This window comes from Pseudidiomarina terrestris, from assembly GCF_030466375.1.
Lineage (GTDB): Bacteria > Pseudomonadota > Gammaproteobacteria > Enterobacterales > Alteromonadaceae > Pseudidiomarina > Pseudidiomarina terrestris.
On sequence record NZ_JAGGJE010000005.1, the window covers coordinates 66,778 to 86,509 of the forward strand.

Here is a 19,732-nt window from a genome sequence, read left to right on the forward strand (position 1 = left end):
GCGCTGCAGGGCATTTAGAGGTCGCGCCAGTAGTACAACTGATTCGCTTCTTTTGAAAGGGTAACCAATTCAGTTCCAGCAGCGTAATCATGCCAGGCTCTGCGGTTTTTAAAATCAACCAGAACCCACAAATTACCCAGTCCGAAACAGCAGGTAATCACTCTAATCAGAGCCTGTTTTTTAGTAAGCAGAGAGCCATCGCGCTGCTGTACTTTCAGACGCCATGCACGCATGCCCAGGGTTTGTCCGCTGCGGCGCCAGAACCAGCCAAAGAAAAAACCGAGTACGCTTAGCAGGTAGATAGCATAGAGTGGCGAGCTGTTGAGCCAGCCCGCATGGTCCATGCCTTCGGGCAGCTGCAACCAACCGGAACTGGTAAGAATTGCCGCAAAGGCCAGCGCTAGTGCCGAAGACAACATAATCACAGCAACCGCAACCAGCACATCATAAATCCAGGCTGCGAGACGGCGCCCAAATCCGGCGCTGGGAAACGACGCATGCAGGGTATGGGAGGGGCTGGCTGCTGACATTTGGGATCCTTTCATCTAAAGCTCATGACGATAGTGGTGATCCGGGCAGGCATCACCGAAATGGAGATTATCATGTCCTGGCAGCGGATTAGCAAGGCAGCTGATGAAAAAGCCGGTGTTGCTCATGTTTTAGGCGAACGCTTCGTTTCTGTAATAATTTTCTTGATTGCAAAATTGCCTTGCGTATAATGCCTCGCACTACCGACAATCAAGTCAAATCTTCTATGCCGAAGTGGCGGAATTGGTAGACGCAGCGGATTCAAAATCCGCCGCTGGTAACAGCGTGGGGGTTCAAGTCCCCCCTTCGGCACCATCTTATTTATCTGCAGTTCGAATCCTTGAACCTTGTCTGCTGTCGCAGCCGAAAATCCAGCTGATGTTTGGCTCTTTAGGGTTGTCCTTGTCGCTTATGTTCGACCGTAACTGGTGGCAGTGATCGCAGATAAGCAATCAGCGCGCTCATATCCGCAGGACTCATTTCCGCATAAAAGGCTGCTGGCATCATCTCATGCAGCTTGCTGCCATCAGGCAGTTCTCCCGTGCGAAGGACATGCTCCAGTTGCTGATCAGAATAGCCACCGACGGGACCTGCCGGCGTGATATTCTTCGAATAGATGTAGATATTTTCTGCTACGGGCAATGGATTTCCGCCGGCGCCTATAAGTTCCTGCGCGTGCCACGGCGTATGACAGGCAAAACAGTGGGCCTGGGTGGCAACATAGTCACCTCGTACCATAGGATCTGAATAGTCAATAGCTGCAACAGTAGTCACCATTGGCTGGCGCGACTTGTCCACTCGTTGTAAAAAACCATCAGGATAGTCGGACGCTGGCGTCGCTCGCTCAATAGGCGGGCGGCTTAGCAGGTAGGCGGCAATCGCCTTGGCGTCGTCATCTGATAGATTTTTGTACATTTCAATCGGCATAGGTATTCCGATGACACTACCATCAGGTCGCCGGCCGTTACGCAGAGCATGGATAATGTCATCATGGGACCAATGGCCAATTCCGGTGGCTTTGTGTGGCGTGATATTGGGCACATAGACGTTGCCGAAATCTTCAGGGATGACCGTGCCGCCCGCCAGGTCTTTGCCGTGGCAATGGCCACAGGCCATGACGTGATTGACGAGGTAATCGCCATGTTTAATGAGTTCTTTGCTCTCATCAGCGGCAACGGGCATTGAAAACAAAGTGGTGAGACTACAAATAAAAATGGCCTTGATAGCGTGAAGTTTGCCCATGACCAGAGCTCCTTAAATAGGTTGAAATTTAACGGACTAGTGGTCTCTGTCATGGACCTGGAAGGTTAAATATGGTTATTTTTTGTCCACAGCAGGCAGAGTGAAAAGCCTAGCAGAGGACTGGGAAACTGCAAAAATGTGCTCGTGCTGGCGTCGATTCACGGGCGATGACCTTGTGCGTAGGCGCGTACACTATTTACGACGTTGTGTCTGAAATCTGCTATAGTAAGAGCAACTTAGACAAGCGTCCGATTCACAAAATTTTGAGGTGATATGAGTCACAAGAACGAACAAAATTCGTCCTCAGCTCCAGAGTATGAAGTAGAAATTCCGTCGCGCGAGGACCTGCTCGAGGCCATTGAAGCTCGCCTGAAGCCCACGACGTTTGAAGAGATCGTTGAGCGTTTTAAGCTGGACGATGAGCGTCAGCATATCGGCCTGAAACGACGGTTACGCGCGATGGAGCGCGATGGGCAACTCATTTACACCAAAGCCAATGCTTATGGTCTGCCGTCCCGGATGAACCTGATTAAAGGTCGCATTATCGGCCACCGCGATGGGTTTGGCTTCTGCCACCCTGACGACGGTGGCGGTGATTTATTCATTCCGCCAAGCCAGATGTACAGTGTGCTGCATGGTGATCGGGTGTTGGTGCAAGAGCAGGGGAGCGATAGTAAAGGCCGCCGCGAAGGCCGTATCGTCCGGGTTATCGAGCCGCGCCAGGGCGGTATCGTGGGTCGCTTCTTTGTCGATCACGACTTAGGTATTGTGGTGCCCGATGACAGCCGGCTGAATCAGGATATTCTGATCCCGGATGACGCTCGCAATGGTGCCCGGCATGGCCAGATTGTGGTGGTTGAAATTACCCGGCGGCCGAACCGCCGCACCAGCCCCATTGGGGAAATTACCGAAATTCTTGGTGAACATATGGCACCAGGAATGGAGATCGAAGTTGCCATCCGCGAACACGATATTCCCACGGAGTGGAGTGCGGCAACGCTAAAAGAAATTGAACAGTTTGGCGAAACCGTGCCGCAGGACGCTTATGAAGATCGGGTGGATCTGCGTGAATTACCTCTGGTCACCATTGATGGTGAAGACTCCCGCGACTTTGATGATGCTGTCTGTGCCGAACCTGATGGGGACGGTTGGCGCCTGTGGGTAGCGATTGCAGATGTCAGTTACTATGTGCGCCCAAACACAGCGTTAGACAAAGATGCCCTGGAACGTGGTAACTCCGTCTACTTTCCAAATTTTGTCGTGCCGATGTTACCGGAAAAACTTTCGAACGGGCTATGTTCACTCAATCCGGACGTTGACCGTTTGTGTATGGTCGCCGAGATGCGCATCAATGCTAAAGGAAAACTACGCGACTCGAAGTTTTACCCGGCAGTGATGAAGTCGCACGCGCGCCTGACCTACAATAAAGTCGCCGATATTCTTGATGGCGATCCTAAATTACGTCAGGATTATCAACACGTACTGGCGCAAATTGATCACCTGAATGAATTGTTTAAGGTGTTAAAGTCGGCTCGTCAGCAACGCTCAGCAATTGAGTTTGAAACCCTTGAAACGCGCTTTATTTTCAATGCTCAGCGCAAGATTGAAAGCATTGAGCCAGTGCGGCGTAATGTTGCCCATACCATTATCGAAGAATGCATGATTATGGCGAACGTGGCGACTGCCCGGTTAATTGAGGGACATGATGAAGCTGGTGCTTTATTCCGGGTGCATGAGCCTCCCTCCTCCGAGCGCTTAACCAACTTCCGCAGTTTTTTAGCTGAGCTTGGCTTAACCATGAAGGGTGGCGATGAGCCCAACCCGGCGGATTACGCCGCAGTGCTGGAACAGGTGCGTGAGCGTGCCGATGCCGAGCTCATTCAGACCATGCTGCTGCGATCGATGCAGCAAGCAGTGTATAGCCCTGACAATGCCGGCCACTTTGGCCTGGCGCTGGACGAGTATGCACACTTTACATCGCCCATCCGGCGCTATCCGGATCTGGTGTTGCACCGGGCAATTAAAGCCTTACTGAAAAAGCAACAAGGTCCGAATAAAGCCCTGGCTGGCGCATGGATGTACCCAGATGAGCAACTCGACGAGCTGGGTGAACAATGTTCCATGACCGAGCGCCGCGCAGATGACGCGACGCGGCAGGTGGCCGATTGGCTGAAGTGCGAATACATGCAGGATCATGTTGGTGGCGAGTTCACTGGTGTGATTGCTTCAGTAACCAACTTTGGTTTGTTTATTCGCATAGATGACCTTTCTATTGATGGCCTGGTGCATGTCAGCAACCTGGATAATGACTACTATCGTTTCGATAACGAACGTCATCTCCTGATTGGTGAAAACAGTCGCCGCGTTTATCGGCTTGGCGATAAAGTTAAGGTCAAAGTCCGCAGTGTGAATCTCGATGAACGTAAAATCGATCTCACCTTGCTGGCCGCGGAAAGTCCGACGGGCAAAGATCGCATGCCGGGAGCTGATGCTGCCGCGGGCGATGAAAAACCTGCACGCAAGCCGCGAAAAAAATCATCGAATAAAGGTAAGCGCGGCAAAAGCGGCGCCAAAAGCAGCTCAAAAACTAAGGGTAGCCGCAAAAAATGAGTAAGAAAGTTTCCGTCTTTGGTTTGCATGCTGTACGAGCATTGCTTGAACGTCACCCGGAACGGGTTATCGAAATTTTTGCATTGCGCGAGCGACAGGATCAGGCGTTACAGAGTTTGGTGCAAAGCGCTCAGAAAATGGGGATTCGACCACAGTTTGTGCCTAAGCATACGCTGGAAAAAAAAGCTGAGGGCGGCAATCATCAGGGCGTAGTGGTGACGGCTCAGGAAGCACCGCTATTAAGTGATAACGATCTGCCTGACCTGGTAGAGAAAAGTGCCGGTAAGGCTTTATTTCTGGTGCTTGACGGTATCACTGACCCGCATAATCTGGGGGCCTGTTTACGCACCGCCGATGCCGCAGGCGTCACCGCTGTGATTGTGCCAAAAGACAAGTCAGCTTCACTCAATCCGACCGTCCGCAAAGTTGCCAGCGGCGCAGCAGAAACTGTGCCGTTAGTGCAAGTTACCAATCTTGCCCGCGCGCTCAAACAATTGCAGGACTTGCAAGTCTGGGTAATGGGCACCGCAGGCGAGGCCGAACAATCGGTCTATGCTGTCGATCTGAAAAATTCGGTCGCCGTGGTGATGGGGGCAGAGGGTGATGGCATGCGTCGTTTGACCCGTGAAACCTGTGATGAACTGATTAAAATTCCACTGCAGGGAACCGTCTCCAGTCTTAACGTATCCGTCGCGACTGGCGTTTGTTTGTTCGAAGCCGTGCGCCAGCGGCAGGGTAACTGAGATGCCTAAGGTACCTTTTTTACGCATGCGCCCGGTGGTGCTTTCAATCGTGGTGATGGTGCTGCTGGCCCTGGCTTGGTTGCCTACCGGCAATTTCCTGCCGGGCGAACGTACCAATAAACCGCAGTTGCACGTCAGCTACCGTGCTCAGGACGATGTCCCGAGGGCGGAGGATATTATCTATGACTTGCAGCAACGCATTGGCCAACGTCATGAGTGGCTGCTCACCGAAACAAGCGAAGCTTATGCGTGGGATCTTGATATAGAGGTCAGTCAATCCTCCGGACAGGTGGTGATTCACGGTGTACTGACACAACCGGGTCCTGATGCCAGCTCAGCGCAAGAGCAACGCTTTAAAATTCAGGGGCCTGTTGATGCTGTCGGTGCGCTGCCTGAGCAATTCGTGAAAGTCTTGATTGATTTAGTCGAAAACGCAGAAAACTACGGCTCGAGCTTGTGATCTGGGTGAAATTCGGCTACACTCCCGCCGCTTAAATCAGTCTGAAGTATTACCAAAACTATCAAAAGCGTTCCTTGCTGCTGAGGTGTGACTGAGCCTAACAGTGGCTATGAACCATAAGGAGCAGAAATGCGTCATTATGAAATCGTATTCATGGTCCATCCGGACCAGAGCGAGCAAGTATCTGGTATGATCGAGCGCTACAGCGACACGATCACACAAGGTAACGGCACCATCCATCGTTTGGAAGACTGGGGCCGTCGTCAACTGGCTTACCCAATCAACAAGTTGCACAAAGCGCACTACGTATTGATGAACATCGAAGCATCGAACGAAGTTATCGAAGAGTTGGAAACAGCTTTCCGTTACAACGACGCGGTGTTACGCAACATGATCATGCGTAAGAAAGAAGCCGTCACTGAACCTTCTCCTTTGACTAAAAAGGAAGAGCGTAAAGGTGATAGCCGCAACGAAGAACAAGGCGACAGCGAAGCAGCGTAAGCTGATTTGTGACGTCTAACCATTGTGGAACTAAGCAATCAATTGAATTTAGGTGGCAGCGTAAGCAAACCACCAAAATTAACCACCAGTCCAGCAGGCATTAAGCACTTACGCTTCGTATTTGATCATCAATCGGAGCAGCAGGAAGCAGGACTACCACGACGCAGTTTCGTCAGAATCTTAGTCGTGTTAAGTGGCAGTGAAGCACCACAGTGGGCAAATGAATTGACCGTTGGGACGCAATTGCAAGTAACTGGTTTTTTGAATCGTATTGAAGATAAAAACGGAGTTGGAAAACTTGTACTGCATGCCCGGCAACTTGTGAAGATTTGAGGAGACCATCATGGCTCGTTTTTTCCGTCGCCGTAAATTCTGCCGTTTTAAGGCTGAAGGCGTTAAAGAAATTGATTATAAAGATATCGCTACTCTGAAAAACTACATCACTGAGAGTGGCAAAATCGTTCCTAGCCGCATCACTGGCACTTCAGCGAAGTACCAGCGTCAGTTGGCGCGTGCCATCAAACGTGCACGTTATTTGTCGTTGCTGCCTTATACTGATTCACATCAGTAAGCCGGCATCGCGAACGATCTCAGAAACTCAGAGGTAGCGAACAATGGAAATCATTCTATTAGACAAAATTGCCAACTTAGGTGGCTTGGGTGACCAAGTATCTGTTAAGTCTGGCTATGCACGTAACTTTTTGTTCCCGCAAGGTAAAGCAGTTCCTGCAACTCAGGCGAACGTTAAAGTATTTGAAGAGCGCCGCGCTGAATTAGAAGCTAAAATTGCTTCTGAGCTGGCTGCTGCTGAAGAACGTGCAGCAAAAATTAATGCTCTTGATCCAATCGTAATCAGTTCAAAAGCTGGAGACGAAGGTAAATTGTTTGGCTCGATCGGTACTAAAGACATCGCTGACGCAGTTACTGCGGCCGGTGTTGAAGTGCAGAAGAGCGAAGTATTGTTGCCAAACGGCACTTTACGTGAAACTGGCGAGTACGACATCGAGCTGCACTTGCACGCCGACGTATTTGCTAACATCAAGCTGCAAGTTGTTGCGACAGATTAATCTGCGTCAGTAACTTTAGCTACTAAGCAATTTAGCTTTCAAAAACCGCATCCTGCTGAGCAGGGTGCGGTTTTTTTTTGCTTTTTTTCCAAGCCGTGTAAACCTTTACTTCGGTCGTTGCGACCAAGTTAGTAAGCAAATTCACCCAAGCTGTATCTGTAGGATGAAAAGGGATAACCAGTGACAGTACAACTTAACCGCGAGAGCGCCATAGAAGATCCCGATCGTGGGCTGGTGCGGCAGGCAACGCAAGGCAGCATACAGGCTTTTCAGCAGCTTTTTGAAAGGCACCACCGGCGCGTCTATGGACTTGTCTGGCGGCTGGCTGGTAATAGCGAGATGGCCCAGGATCTGACTCAGGAAGTGTTTATCAAGCTATGGGGTAATCTTGCCAGCTTTCGTGGTGAAAGTAAGTTTAGTACCTGGTTACACACTGTAGCGACACGGGTTGCCCTTACCGAGCTACGCAAGAATAAGCGCTGGCAACAGGTGCGGCTAACGGGCGAGGCCGGTTATGCAGATACCCTGGAGTATCAGGAGAGTGCGGATCTGAGTGAGTTGGATCAATTGATCCGGCGCTTACCTGCGCAGACGCGGTGGGCTTTTGTCTTGCATTGTATTGAAGGTTTACGCCACGAAGAAGTTGCCGCGGAAATGGGGATTGCCGTGGGGACGAGTAAAGCGCAAGTGCATCGGGCACGCATGATGTTAGAGGAGTGGTTGAGCGATGACGACAGCGAATGAAAAACTAGCACGCCTGATAAGTGAAGCTGCTGACGGTAAAGATACGCCGCAGCCAGGTCATGACTTGTGGCGCGGCATTGAGCATAGCATCTCACGTTCGGGCCGACGCCGTGGGCGTTGGTTGAACTGGGCTTGGGCGAGTGCCGCTTGCGCGGTGCTGGCTGTTGGCCTGGTGACCTTTAATAGTATGCAGTCTTCACCAGGTACCGCTACACCGCAGAGCGAACTGCTGCTGACAGTTTTGAATCAGCAACATGAGCAACAGCGACAGATGTTGCTCAGTCATTATCAGACAGTGGGTTGGGACGGCAAAAGTGGGTATGTACAGCAGGAATTGGAACAAATTCGCGCCAGTATTCATGAAGTCAGCGAACAGCTGATCGAAGAACCGAATAACCGCCAGTTGTGGCAATTGTTGCAATGGCTGTACAGCAAGGAACTTGAGCTGCTGGAGTCGCAATTTAAAGTGAATGAACAATTACAACAGGTCTAATCAAAAGAGGGAAAAATGATGAAAAAGCTAATGAATCTGCTCTTCAGTGTCTCTGTGGCCGCTGTTCTGTACGCGGCCCCTACCGCGGCCTTTGCTGCCCAGGAGAGCGTCGACAAACGCCTGGATGTGCCGGCGAATGTTGTGGTAACCATTGAAAATATGCGTGGCGAGGTCGAGATTATCGGTACCGAGGAAACCTATGCACAGGTCAGAGGTAAACTCGATGAGTATGCCACTGGAATGACGTTTGAACTCGCTGACAATAATCTGACGATTCGGGTGGAAATGCCAGCACGCGGTAATTTCTCGGGCAACCATGGTTCAGAGTTAGAAATTCATCTGCCCTCGAGTGCTGAACTGAATATCAGCGGTGTTTCCAGCGATTTTGTGGTCAGGGATTTTAGCAGTGATGTGCAGCTGAACACTGTCAGTGGCGATATTCATGCTCATAGCTTGCGCGGTAAGCTCAACCTCACCAGCGTCAGTGGAGACATTCAGAGCGAGAAACTGACCGGCCGGGTGACGCTTAAATCCGTAAGCGGTGACATTGACGACCGGGACGGCGCGGGTTCCAATGCCAGCTATTCGTCCACCAGTGGTGACATCGACGTGAGGACGTCCGTCAGTGATATTTCTGCCGAGAGCGTTTCAGGCGATGTAATGCTGGATTTGCAGTCGGTTTCAAATTTGCGTTTGAAATCAGTTAGTGGTGATGTAAAAGCGACTCTGGCCCTGACCAGGAACGGACGTATCTCAGCGAACTCAGTAAGCGGCGATGTCGAACTGTTGTTCTCAGGCGCCGTCGATGCCAACCTTGAAGCGAACGTCAGTGGCGGTGGCAGTATTGTCAACGACGTCAATGACGCCCAGGTTGAGGAGTCAAAATGGGGTGTAGGTGCCAATCTGGAAACTCGTCTGGGCAGTGGCTCAGGTACTATCGAGTTGACCACCATGAGCGGTGATATCATCCTTCGTAAAAAATAACCGATAAGAGGCGGATCCGAGCGGATCCGCTTCCCTCCATCCTCAGGTTTTTGTATAGTCGTACCCATTGTTCTGATTCACCTGAGAGAGATATGGCAAACCGCCCCGATAAACACCGCAACGACGCTAAACTCGCCGCAATTAAAACGCCACCGCATTCAATTGAAGCAGAGCAGTCGGTATTGGGCGGGCTCATGCTTGATAATCAGGCGTGGGACGCGATTTCCGGTGACATCATCAGTGATGACTTCTATCACCGCGGACATCGCCTTATTTTCCGTGCGATGCATCGCTTATCTGAACAAAACCAACCGATAGATTTGATTACTGTCTCTGAAACTCTTGAGGCCGCCGGTGAGCTTAAGGATGTGGGTGGTTTTGCTTATCTTGGCGAGATTGCCAAAAACACTCCGAGTGCAGCCAACATCCGGGCTTATGCGCAAATTGTCCGTGAACGCGCGATCCTGCGGGAAATGATTGCCGCATCAAATGAAATTGCCGAGTCCTGTTTCGATACTCAGAATCGTAGCAGTGCTGAGCTGCTGGACATTGCGGAGAGTAAGGTATTTCATATTGCGGAAAAGCGCACGACGGCAAACGAAGGACCGCAGGCCATTGCCCCTATTCTGCAGCGCACCGTGGATCGTATTGATGAACTCAGTCGCAGTAAGAACCCTAATGGTGTCACTGGCCGTTCCACCGGCTTTACGGATCTGGATCGTATGACTGCGGGGCTACAGTCCTCGGACTTAATCATTGTCGCCGCACGACCCTCCATGGGTAAAACCACGTTCGCCATGAACTTATGTGAAAATATTGCCCTTAAAGAAGACAAACCGGTATTGGTTTTTAGCCTGGAGATGCCGTCCGAGCAGATCATGATGCGGATGATGGCGTCACTTAGTCATGTCGACCAAACCCGCATCCGCAACGGTCAGTTAAAAGAAGAGGACTGGAGCCGGGTCGCTTCGACGATTTCTATTTTGAAAGACCGTAACAATATCTATATCGACGATTCCTCAGGACTGACACCTACCGAGGTGCGGTCGCGCGCGCGCCGCGTATTCCGTGAGCATGGCGGGCTGTCGGTGATTATGGTCGATTACCTGCAATTAATGACGGTTCCGGGCATGTCAGAAAACCGGACACTCGAAATCGCTGAAATTTCCCGCTCACTGAAAGCCCTGGCGAAAGAGCTGGAAGTTCCTGTCGTGGCGTTGTCACAGTTGAACCGGTCACTTGAGCAGCGCTCTAATCGTCGCCCGGTGAACTCAGATTTACGTGAATCCGGCTCGATTGAGCAGGATGCCGACGTCATCATGTTCATCTACCGTGATGAAGTTTATCATCCGGAAAGTGAAGAAAAGGGGATTGCTGAAGTGATTTTGGGGAAACAGCGGAACGGACCTATCGGCACCATAAAACTCAAATTCCAGGGGCAGTACTCACGCTTTGATAATCTTGCCCAGCATGAGATCCCTGACGGGCCTGGTTACTAAGCGCAGTCGCGGCAGAGCCCGTGGGCTTCAATAGATTGGCTGACGACCTGAAAGCCCTGGTCTTCGGCCTGCTTACGCAGCGCGTTATAAACCCCTTCTGACTGGATTTCCTGCACTGAACCACAGCTTTCGCAAATCAGCATCTGCACCGGGTGCTGATGATCGAAATGACTGCACAGGACATAGCTGTTTGACGAAGTGATTTTATGCACAAAGCCTTGTTCCTGGAGAAAGTCCAGGGCGCGGTAGATGGTCGGCGGCTTGGCATTGGGTACTGCTGAGCGCAGCTTATCCAACAAGTCATAGGCGCCAATCGCACCGGTTTCAGCAGCGAGGATCTCGAACACTTCACGGCGCGCAGGGGTTAACCGCGCTCCACGTTGTTCGCATAATTTTTCCGCTTTAGTGATCAGTCGAGCAGTTTCTTTTGTCATCATGTCGCAAAGTTTACCACGCCCGCATACGATGGGATAGACTGAGCTTATCGATTAACCCGAACGAGGAAACCGCAATGACAACAGGCATAAATCAAGCAGGGAGCCGGCGCTGGCAGTACCTTTTATTCAGTGTGGCGAGCCTTGCTCTGCTGTGGCAAAGCCAGACACTGGGGGCAACGGAGTTTGACTACCAGGAAGCACAGGTCGACGAACTGCAGGAGGCCATGACGGTCGGCACCTTGAGTGCGGAAGATGTGGTGCGTCATTATTATCAGCAAATCGCACGGCACAACCGCCGAGGTGCTGATTTGCGCGCAGTCAATCAGTTGTTACCGCTGGCGGATGCCCTTGCGCTGGCGCGCACACTCGACGCTGAGCGCGAGCAGGGCGCACTGCGGGGACCATTGCATGGTATCCCGGTGCTGTTGAAAGACAATATTGATACCGCTGATGGCTTAGCCAATACCGGCGGCTCGTTATTATTAAAAGAGCACTACCCGGCGGCAGATGCGTTTCTGGTGCAACGCTTACGCGATGCCGGTGCAATTATTATCGGTAAAGCCAACCTGAGTGAATGGGCAAATTTCCGCTCCACTGCGTCAAGTTCCGGCTGGAGCAGTGTTGGCGGTCAAACCAAGAACCCCTTTGATACGTCGCGCAGCACCTGTGGCTCCAGCGCCGGTTCGGCGGCGGCCGTCAGTGCCAACCTTATTCCTTTAGCGGTGGGCACCGAAACCGATGGCTCGCTGGTCTGTCCGGCAGCCATAACCGGCATTGTCACGATCAAACCGACGCTGGGTCTGGTCAGCCGTGGCGGGATTATTCCAATCTCCCACAGTCAGGACACTGCCGGGCCCTTGGCACGCTCTGTCCGTGATGCCGTTTATTTGCTCAGCGCCATGCTCGGTGAAGATACCGCCGACAGCGCCAGTTATGCAGCAAAGGTGGACTTCACCCAGCACTTGAACGCGGATGGATTGCGCGGCAAACGCATTGGCGTAATGCGTGATTTGATGGGGTATCACAGCGGCCTGGATGCGGTCCTTGAAACGCAGTTACAGGTATTACGCGACGCCGGCGCGATCATTGTCGATGATGTGGAGTTCGTGAATGGCCGCGGTTGGGGACAAGACGAATTTACCGTTCTGCTGCATGAATTCAAGGCCGATTTGGCGCATTATTTTGCCCAGCACCCCGAATCGCCTTATCGTAATTTAGCCGACTTGATCGCTGCTAACCAAGCCCAGGCAGACGCCATTATGCCGTTTTTCGGTCAGGAGTTGTTTACCCTCGCACAGGGCCGCAGCGAAGCTGATCAGGAAGCTTACGAAGCCGCTCTTAAACGCGCCAAGCAGGCAGCTGGACCCGATGGTATCGATGCCACCCTCGCAAGTCAGGATCTGGACATCCTCATTGCGCCAACTACGGCACCTGCGTGGAAGATTGATTTAATTAACGGTGATAACTACATGGGCTCTGCCAGCTCGCCAGCGGCGGTGGCAGGCTACCCGCATATCACTGTACCTATGGGCTTTGTGCATCATCTGCCAGTCGGGCTCAGTTTCTTTGCTGGCGCGAATAGCGAAGCCAAGCTGATTGAAGCCGCCTATGGCTTTGAGCAGCATACCAAGGCGCGTCGCGCTCCAGCATTGCTGCCTCGTCACCATTGACAGCGCACGACTAGCCAACCCGAAAACTTGCAAAGCGGGGCCAAAACTTTAGAATACGGCCTCCGCTTTGCCCGATAGAGGTCACTATGGTCCAACAACTCGCATCTCCAACACTTGCTGTCGCACCGATGCTGGACTGGACTGATCGCCATTGCCGTTATTTTCATCGGTTATTGAGCACAAAAACAGTGCTTTTCACTGAAATGGTGACTACTGGCGCCATTATCCACGGCAAGCATGATTTTCTGGCGTTTAATCCCACCGAGCAACCTGTGGTGCTGCAGCTTGGCGGTAGTGACCCTGCGGCCATGGCAGAGTGCGCTGCCAGGGCCTACGAGCGCGGCTATACTGCGGTCGATATCAATGTGGGCTGCCCTTCTGATCGGGTGAAGAACGGCAGTTTCGGTGCCTGTCTTATGGCGGCTCCGGACAGGGTGGCAGCCTGTGTACAGGCGATGCAACAGGCGGCGCCTGAGCTGCGGGTGTCTGTGAAAACACGACTGGGGATAGATGAGCAGGATAGTGATGAGTTTCTCTATCGTTTTATCGATGACATTACTGCTGCTGGCTGTCGTCATCTGACCTTGCATGCCCGAAAAGCCTGGTTACAAGGGTTAAGCCCGAAACAGAATCGTGAAATTCCGCCCTTGCAGTACGAGCGCGTGTACCGGGCCAAACAGCGTTACCCTGAACTGCATGTGATGATAAACGGGGGCATTGCTCAGGCGGCTGATGTGGTTGCCCATTTACAGCATGTGGACGGTGTCATGGTAGGCCGCGAAGCCTACCAGAATCCAGCCTTTCTCGGCTGCTTTGATAGCATACTTACTGCTCCGACCCAGGTTCCTGCAGCGACGGCAGCTTCGTTTGAAGAGCAGGTTAGGGTCGTCGAGCAGATGATCCCCTATATAGAAGCGCATCTGGCTCAAGGCGGACGTTGCTGGCATGTGGTCCGGCATATGCTGGGGCTGTTCCAGGGCCAGCCAGGGGCAAGACGCTGGCGGCAATGGCTCAGTCAGCAGGGACCAGCTGCCGATTCCGCTGAGCAACTGGTGCGCGGGGGACTGCAGCTGGTACTCGATGCTCGTGCGTTATTTGACCAAAAATTGGCAGAATCCCCACAATAGAAGCCACAGGCTAGTGGCTCCTTCTTCTCTTATTTAAAAATAAAAACAATATAAAACAAGTGCTTGTGTATTTAGTTTGAGAGTTGGCACAACCTTTGTATTACTTCTAGCGACTTTACTTAACCCGTTGTGACGACGGGAATCAACATAGCTAGGAGAACAAAATGAAAAAGTTAGTTTTAAGTTTAGCTCTTGTCGCAAGCACCATGACCGCGCCAGTATGGGCGAAGCAACCCACACTGAATGAAGCATTAAGTCATTCGTTGGCTGCGCAAACCCAGATGGTCAAGCAACAACTGGCCAACGAAACCCGCCGTTCAAGCTTTGAGAACTTAGCAGAAATGCGCAAAGATATTCCTTACCGGGTGGTGGTCTATGCGTCGCTTACTACTGACAAGCAAAACCAGAACGACGATAATCAAGTACGTGTCCAACCGGAGTAATCACTATGTTCGCAACGACATCTACATGGCTGATTATTCTGACCTTTGCGCCGGTGCTAAGCATCATCGCCGGCGCTGCGGTCGTTGCCACTAACCATGCGCTTAACGGGGTGAAGACAGGGTGATTTCCGTTAAATAAGTGTGCTAATCTGCTGACCATACCTATTAGAATAACTAAGTAATCTTAAATTACAGAGGGATGTGCAGTGAACACTAACGCATGGTTTGGCAAGGTCAGCGCCCTGAGTCTGGCAACTACGCTTGCGCTTTCGGCTTCATCTATCGCGCCGGCAATGGCACAGGATGCAGCGGCAGCAAGCTACACCGCAAGCGAGCGGGCAATGGTGCTGGCAAAGGAAAACCTCCTGATTGATACCCATATTGACGTTCCGTATCGTCTTAACAATAAGTGGGACGATGTCAGTGAAGCGACCGTAGGTGGCGACTTTGATTATCCGCGCGCAGTGGCCGGCGGCCTGAACGTACCTTTTATGTCGATTTACATACCTGCGCAGCTGGAACAGACCCCCGGTGCAAGTAAGCAACTGGCACATCAGCTGATCGATAGTATGGAAGCGCTAGCCTGGCGGGCTCCTGAAAAATTTGCCATGGCCTACACCGTTGACGACGTACTTAAGCAGTACGATCAAGGTCAGATTTCACTTGCCCTGGGCATGGAAAATGGCTCGCCGATAGAAGGCGATATGGCCAATCTGAAAGAATTCTATGAGCGGGGTATCCGTTACATTACCCTGTCGCATTCCCTCTCCAACCACATTGCTGACTCCTCTTATGATATTCGTCGCCAATGGAACGGCTTAAGCCCTTTTGGCAAAGAGTTGGTGGTAGAAATGAACAACATCGGCATCATGGTGGATATTTCGCATGTCTCTGATGAAGCCTTCTGGCAAACGATTGAAATCAGTAAAGCCCCTGTGATTGCCTCCCACTCGTCACTGCGCCGGTACACTCCGGGTTTTGAGCGCAATATGAGCGACGATATGATTAAAGCCTTAGGCGAGAATGGCGGCGTGATCATGATCAACTTTGGCTCCAGCTTTGTCACTCAGTCCGCGAACCGCTGGCGCGATATGCTCAACCAGCAAATTGAAAAAGTGAATGAGAAATACGGTGAAGAGAGCGAAGAGGCCAAGCAACGCGTGGCTGCGCTACGTGCCGATAACCCGTTCCCTTATGCCACCCTGGAGCAAGTGCTGGACCACATTGATTATGTCGTAGACCTGGTCGGCATCGACCACGTGGGTATCGGCTCGGATTATGATGGTGTTGGTGATTCCCTGCCGGTCGGTCTGAAAGACGTGTCCAGCTATCCAAACCTGATCCAGGGTCTGCTTGATCGCGGCTACTCTGAAGCGGACATCAAACAGATCCTGAACGAGAATATTTTACGCGTTTGGCGTGAAGTGGAAGCCTACGCAAAGAACAACTGATCGGTTTGCACCGAGCTGTCAGTGCTGCGCTTTTTACTGAGTGATTGAAAAGCGCAGCACGCTACAGAGAATAAGCTCACCAGCCTGTATTACCCCTTGCTTTTCTGTCTCACTCTTGTATAATCCGTCGCCACGGTTGTTGCTCCCTCGGGTACTTTTAGTGTCCTGTGGGGTGAAGAATTCAACCGGTAGTTGGTTGCCACAGCAATCCCGATAGGGGATTGAATGGAATTTTCGTTGAAAATACCTCGCCCGGTATGCTGCCAGGGTGCAGGTTTTTTTCTGTGCTCTTTTTTAAATGCTCTTTATTATTTGAGGCTTTGATTTTTTATGGCTAATCAAAGAATTCGGATTCGACTGAAAGCGTTCGATCACCGTCTGATTGACCAGTCGACTGCAGAGATTGTCGAAACTGCAAAACGCACTGGTGCTCAGGTACGTGGTCCAATCCCTCTGCCTACGCGCAAAGAACGTTTCACCGTGTTGATTTCACCACACGTGAACAAAGATGCGCGTGACCAGTACGAGATCCGTACCCACAAACGTCTGATTGATATCATGGATCCAACTGACAAGACTGTTGATGCGCTGATGCGTCTTGACCTTGCAGCTGGCGTTGATGTTCAGATCAGCCTGGGTTAAGCGGGCAGTAATAGGATTACACACGAGAGGTTTTAACAATGGCTATTGGTCTAGTCGGTCGTAAAGTAGGAATGACACGTGTCTTCCAAGAAGACGGCGCTTCTGTACCTGTTACTGTGATTGAAGTGACTGCAAACCGTGTGACTCAGGTTAAAACTGAGGAAACGGACGGCTATCGTGCGCTTCAGGTTACAGCAGGTGACAAAAAAGCGAACCGCGTAAACAAACCAGCTGCAGGCCACTTCGCGAAAGCGGGTGTCGAAGCAGGTCGTGGTCTCTGGGAATTCCGCCTGGAAGACGGCGAAGGTGATGATTTCGCAGTAGGTTCTGAAATCACCGTAGAAATTTTTGCGGACACCAAAAAAGTAGACGTTACCGGCACTTCGAAAGGTAAAGGTTTCCAAGGTGCTGTCAAGCGCTGGAATTTCCGTACTCAGGACGCTACCCATGGTAACTCGTTGTCACATCGTGCACCGGGTTCTATCGGGCAAAACCAGTCTCCTGGTCGGGTATTCAAAGGCAAGAAAATGGCAGGCCAAATGGGTAACAAACAAATTACCGTGCAGACACTTGATGTTGTACGTGTAGACGCTGAGCGTGGTTTGTTACTAATTCGTGGCGCTGTCCCTGGTGCTACTGGCGGTGATGTCATCATCAAGCCAGCAGTCAAGGCTAAGGCGTAACGTCTGAGGAGAATGGTGATGGAATTAACATTTAAAGACGCAAAAGGCGCTCTTGAGGTTTCCGAAGCTACCTTTGGACGTGAGTTCAACGAAGCTCTGATTCATCAGGTAGTCGTCGCTTATGCTGCTGGTGCTCGTCAGGGCTCGAAAGCACAAAAGACGCGTTCTGAAGTTTCTGGCGGCGGCAAAAAGCCGTGGCGTCAAAAGGGTACTGGTCGTGCTCGTGCGGGTACTGCTAGCAGCCCAATCTGGCGTAGTGGTGGTGTAACTTTCGCAGCGAAACCACAAAACCACACCCAGAAAGTGAATAAGAAAATGTACCGCGGTGCAATGAAAAGCATCTTGTCTGAACTGGTTCGTCAGGACCGTTTGGTCGTGGTAGAAAGCTTTGGTGTTGAAGCACCAAAGACTAAGCAATTGTCTGCAAAGCTGAAAGAAATGGGCTTGAACGACGTGTTAATCGTGACTAAAGAACTTGATGAAAACTTGTTCTTAGCGTCACGCAACCTGCACAAGGTTGATGCACGTGATGTTCAGGGCGTTGACCCAGTTAGCTTGATTGCTTTCGAAAAAGTTCTGATGACTGCGGACGCAGTGAAGCAACTTGAGGAGGTGTTATCATGATGCGTGAAGAACGTTTACTCAAAGTGATTCTTGCACCTCACGTTTCTGAGAAATCAACTGTTGCAGCTGAAACCAGCAACACGGTTGTTTTCAAAGTTGCTAAAGACGCCAACAAAGCGGAAATCAAAGCGGCAGTTGAAAAACTGTTCGAGGTTGAAGTTGAAGGCGTTCGCACAGTCAACGTGAAAGGCAAAACCAAACGTTCAGGCATGCGCTTCGGTAAGCGTAGTGACTGGAAAAAAGCGTATGTCACCCTTAAAGAAGGTGCTGACATCGACTTCGTCGGCGGCGCTGAGTAATAGGAGGAATTCACATGGCATTAGTTAAGTGTAAGCCTACATCTCCAGGTCGTCGCCACGTCGTTAAAGTGGTTAACGAAGACCTGTATAAAGGTAAACCTTACGCGCCTTTGTTGGATAAAAACAACAAGAAAGGTGGTCGTAATAATAACGGTCGTATTACAGTTCGTCACATCGGCGGTGGTCACAAGCATCACTACCGTATGATCGACTTTAAACGCGACAAAGACGGTATCCCTGCGAAAGTTGAGCGTTTGGAATATGATCCAAACCGTTCAGCAAACATCGCATTGGTTCTGTATGCAGACGGTGAGCGTCGTTACATTCTTGCTCCAAAAGGCATGAAAGCTGGCGATAAAGTACAGTCTGGATCAGATGCACCGATCAAAGCGGGTAACGCATTACCACTGCGTAATATTCCAGTAGGTTCTGTAGTACACGCAATCGAAATGAAGCCTGGTAAAGGTGCTCAGTTGGCTCGTTCAGCTGGTGCTTATGTACAGGTTTTGGCTCGCGATGGCGGTTACGTAACTATACGTCTGCGTTCTGGCGAAATGCGCCGAATTCAGTCGGATTGTCGTGCAACCATCGGTGAAGTCGGCAACGCAGAACACATGCTGCGTCAATTGGGTAAAGCTGGTGCAACGCGCTGGCGTGGTGTTCGTCCTACCGTCCGCGGTGTGGCGATGAACCCAGTTGATCACCCACACGGTGGTGGTGAAGGTCGTACTTCAGGTGGTCGTCATCCGGTTACCCCATGGGGTACTCCGACTAAGGGTTATAAGACCCGTAAGAACAAGCGTACTGATAAATTTATCGTACGTCGTCGCAACAAATAAGAGTTGAGGATTAAACATGCCACGTTCTCTTAAAAAAGGTCCATTTATTGACCTTCACCTGCTAAATAAGGTGGAGAAAGCGTTGGAAGCCGGGGACAAGAAGCCAATTAAAACTTGGTCCCGTCGTTCAATGATTATCCCTGATATGATCGGCCTTACAATTGCTGTTCATAACGGTCGCCAGCACGTGCCAGTTTTCGTTTCTGACGAAATGATTGGTCACAAGCTTGGTGAATTTGCACCAACCCGTACTTATCGCGGCCATGCTGCTGATAAGAAAGCGAAGAAACGGTAAGGGAGACACAAGATGGAAGCTATTGCTATTCACAAGTTCGCCCGCCTATCTGCGCAGAAAGGCCGGTTGGTTGCTGACCAAATTCGCGGTTTACCAGTAGCGAAAGCTCTGGATGTGCTTAACTACAGCCCTAAAGACGCAGCTGGTCTGCTGAAAAAGGTGCTGGAGTCAGCTATCGCGAATGCTGAACACAACGAAGGTGCGGACATCGACGAGCTTAAAGTTGCAAAAGTAATGGTTGACGAAGGTCCTACCATGAAACGCATCAAGCCTCGTGCGAAAGGTCGCGCTGATCGTATCTTTAAGCGTACCAGCCACATTACTGTGGTTGTATCAGATAGCTAGGAGATA

General features: G+C 51.1%; 25 protein-coding genes and 1 tRNA gene. 23 read left to right on the forward strand and 3 right to left on the reverse strand.

The features are described 5' to 3' along the window. Positions 1–14 precede the first annotated feature (14 nt). Positions 15–530: an RDD family protein gene (locus tag J6J28_RS10915; protein WP_301721707.1), complete on the reverse strand. Its 516-nt coding sequence runs from the start codon at positions 528–530 to the stop codon at positions 15–17. A 226-nt stretch (positions 531–756) separates the two neighbouring features. Between J6J28_RS10915 and J6J28_RS10920 the strand changes: the two genes are divergently transcribed. Beyond that, a tRNA-Leu gene (locus tag J6J28_RS10920) sits at positions 757–843 on the forward strand. Between the two features lie 75 nt (positions 844–918). On the opposite strand, the gene J6J28_RS10925 is transcribed toward J6J28_RS10920, so the two are convergent. Then, positions 919–1,770 carry a c-type cytochrome gene (locus J6J28_RS10925; RefSeq protein ID WP_301721709.1) on the reverse strand — a complete coding sequence of 284 codons (852 nt, stop codon included), beginning with the start codon at positions 1,768–1,770 and terminating at the stop codon, positions 919–921. A 273-nt stretch (positions 1,771–2,043) separates the two neighbouring features. Between J6J28_RS10925 and rnr the strand changes: the two genes are divergently transcribed. The 11 genes from rnr to dnaB all read left to right on the forward strand — a co-directional run bounded on the left by rnr (position 2,044) and on the right by dnaB (position 10,871). Beyond that, a complete protein-coding gene (gene rnr, locus J6J28_RS10930; RefSeq protein ID WP_301721711.1) occupies positions 2,044–4,380 on the forward strand; it encodes a ribonuclease R in 2,337 nt (778 codons plus the stop codon). Beyond that, positions 4,377–5,123, forward strand: coding sequence for a 23S rRNA (guanosine(2251)-2'-O)-methyltransferase RlmB (rlmB, locus tag J6J28_RS10935; RefSeq protein ID WP_301721712.1), 747 nt, complete (start codon positions 4,377–4,379; stop codon positions 5,121–5,123). Before rnr ends, rlmB begins: the two co-directional genes overlap by 4 nt. A 1-nt stretch (position 5,124) precedes the next feature. Further along, positions 5,125–5,583 carry a hypothetical protein gene (locus J6J28_RS10940; RefSeq protein ID WP_301721714.1) on the forward strand — a complete coding sequence of 153 codons (459 nt, stop codon included), beginning with the start codon at positions 5,125–5,127 and terminating at the stop codon, positions 5,581–5,583. 129 nt (positions 5,584–5,712) lie between these two features. Further along, positions 5,713–6,084, forward strand: coding sequence for a 30S ribosomal protein S6 (rpsF, locus tag J6J28_RS10945; protein ID WP_301721715.1), 372 nt, complete (start codon positions 5,713–5,715; stop codon positions 6,082–6,084). A 24-nt stretch (positions 6,085–6,108) separates the two neighbouring features. After that, on the forward strand, positions 6,109–6,417 hold the full coding sequence (gene priB, locus J6J28_RS10950) for a primosomal replication protein N (protein WP_301721716.1): 309 nt from the start codon (positions 6,109–6,111) through the stop codon (positions 6,415–6,417). Between the two features lie 10 nt (positions 6,418–6,427). Further along, positions 6,428–6,655, forward strand: coding sequence for a 30S ribosomal protein S18 (rpsR, locus tag J6J28_RS10955; protein WP_006956988.1), 228 nt, complete (start codon positions 6,428–6,430; stop codon positions 6,653–6,655). A gap of 43 nt (positions 6,656–6,698) precedes the next feature. Further along, a complete protein-coding gene (gene rplI / locus J6J28_RS10960) occupies positions 6,699–7,151 on the forward strand; it encodes a 50S ribosomal protein L9 (protein WP_301721722.1) in 453 nt (150 codons plus the stop codon). Between the two features lie 180 nt (positions 7,152–7,331). Next, positions 7,332–7,895, forward strand: a complete 564-nt coding sequence (locus J6J28_RS10965) for an RNA polymerase sigma factor (protein ID WP_301721723.1) — start codon at positions 7,332–7,334, stop codon at positions 7,893–7,895. Next, entirely contained in the window at positions 7,879–8,388 is a 510-nt protein-coding gene (locus tag J6J28_RS10970) for a hypothetical protein (protein WP_301721725.1), read from the forward strand. The genes J6J28_RS10965 and J6J28_RS10970 overlap by 17 nt, the downstream gene beginning before the upstream one ends. Positions 8,389–8,403: 15 nt before the next feature. Beyond that, entirely contained in the window at positions 8,404–9,372 is a 969-nt protein-coding gene (locus J6J28_RS10975) for a DUF4097 family beta strand repeat-containing protein (protein ID WP_301721727.1), read from the forward strand. A gap of 92 nt (positions 9,373–9,464) precedes the next feature. Then, positions 9,465–10,871 (forward strand): replicative DNA helicase, encoded by a 1,407-nt coding sequence (dnaB, locus tag J6J28_RS10980; RefSeq protein ID WP_301721729.1) that lies wholly within the window; start codon positions 9,465–9,467, stop codon positions 10,869–10,871. Here the strand turns inward: dnaB and zur are convergent. Next, positions 10,868–11,308 carry a zinc uptake transcriptional repressor Zur gene (gene zur / locus J6J28_RS10985; RefSeq protein WP_301721730.1) on the reverse strand — a complete coding sequence of 147 codons (441 nt, stop codon included), beginning with the start codon at positions 11,306–11,308 and terminating at the stop codon, positions 10,868–10,870. The two genes, dnaB and zur, sit on opposite strands and share 4 nt — an antisense overlap. 74 nt (positions 11,309–11,382) lie before the next feature. Between zur and J6J28_RS10990 the strand changes: the two genes are divergently transcribed. From J6J28_RS10990 to rplV, 11 genes are all read left to right on the forward strand, one after another. Then, the gene (locus J6J28_RS10990; RefSeq protein WP_301721732.1) at positions 11,383–12,978 is read left to right on the forward strand and encodes an amidase; all 1,596 of its coding nucleotides are present in this window, start codon (positions 11,383–11,385) and stop codon (positions 12,976–12,978) included. Between the two features lie 86 nt (positions 12,979–13,064). Continuing rightward, entirely contained in the window at positions 13,065–14,105 is a 1,041-nt protein-coding gene (dusA, locus tag J6J28_RS10995; protein ID WP_301721733.1) for a tRNA dihydrouridine(20/20a) synthase DusA, read from the forward strand. Positions 14,106–14,269: 164 nt separating this feature from the next. Beyond that, positions 14,270–14,548 carry a hypothetical protein gene (locus J6J28_RS11000; protein ID WP_301721734.1) on the forward strand — a complete coding sequence of 93 codons (279 nt, stop codon included), beginning with the start codon at positions 14,270–14,272 and terminating at the stop codon, positions 14,546–14,548. 293 nt (positions 14,549–14,841) lie between these two features. Beyond that, positions 14,842–15,999, forward strand: coding sequence for a dipeptidase (locus J6J28_RS11005; RefSeq protein WP_301721956.1), 1,158 nt, complete (start codon positions 14,842–14,844; stop codon positions 15,997–15,999). A 330-nt stretch (positions 16,000–16,329) separates the two neighbouring features. Next, positions 16,330–16,641, forward strand: a complete 312-nt coding sequence (rpsJ, locus tag J6J28_RS11010; protein WP_008488677.1) for a 30S ribosomal protein S10 — start codon at positions 16,330–16,332, stop codon at positions 16,639–16,641. Between the two features lie 38 nt (positions 16,642–16,679). Beyond that, on the forward strand, positions 16,680–17,324 hold the full coding sequence (gene rplC, locus J6J28_RS11015) for a 50S ribosomal protein L3 (RefSeq protein WP_301721742.1): 645 nt from the start codon (positions 16,680–16,682) through the stop codon (positions 17,322–17,324). Positions 17,325–17,342: 18 nt separating this feature from the next. Next, complete coding sequence (rplD, locus tag J6J28_RS11020) at positions 17,343–17,948, forward strand: 50S ribosomal protein L4 (RefSeq protein ID WP_301721743.1); 606 nt, start codon at positions 17,343–17,345, stop codon at positions 17,946–17,948. Continuing rightward, a complete protein-coding gene (gene rplW / locus J6J28_RS11025) occupies positions 17,945–18,247 on the forward strand; it encodes a 50S ribosomal protein L23 (RefSeq protein WP_301721744.1) in 303 nt (100 codons plus the stop codon). Before rplD ends, rplW begins: the two co-directional genes overlap by 4 nt. 14 nt (positions 18,248–18,261) lie before the next feature. Beyond that, positions 18,262–19,086, forward strand: a complete 825-nt coding sequence (rplB, locus tag J6J28_RS11030; RefSeq protein WP_301721746.1) for a 50S ribosomal protein L2 — start codon at positions 18,262–18,264, stop codon at positions 19,084–19,086. Positions 19,087–19,102: 16 nt separating this feature from the next. After that, positions 19,103–19,381 (forward strand): 30S ribosomal protein S19, encoded by a 279-nt coding sequence (rpsS, locus tag J6J28_RS11035; RefSeq protein ID WP_026860408.1) that lies wholly within the window; start codon positions 19,103–19,105, stop codon positions 19,379–19,381. A 12-nt stretch (positions 19,382–19,393) separates the two neighbouring features. Continuing rightward, on the forward strand, positions 19,394–19,726 hold the full coding sequence (rplV, locus tag J6J28_RS11040; protein ID WP_126769551.1) for a 50S ribosomal protein L22: 333 nt from the start codon (positions 19,394–19,396) through the stop codon (positions 19,724–19,726). Positions 19,727–19,732: the final 6 nt, after the last annotated feature.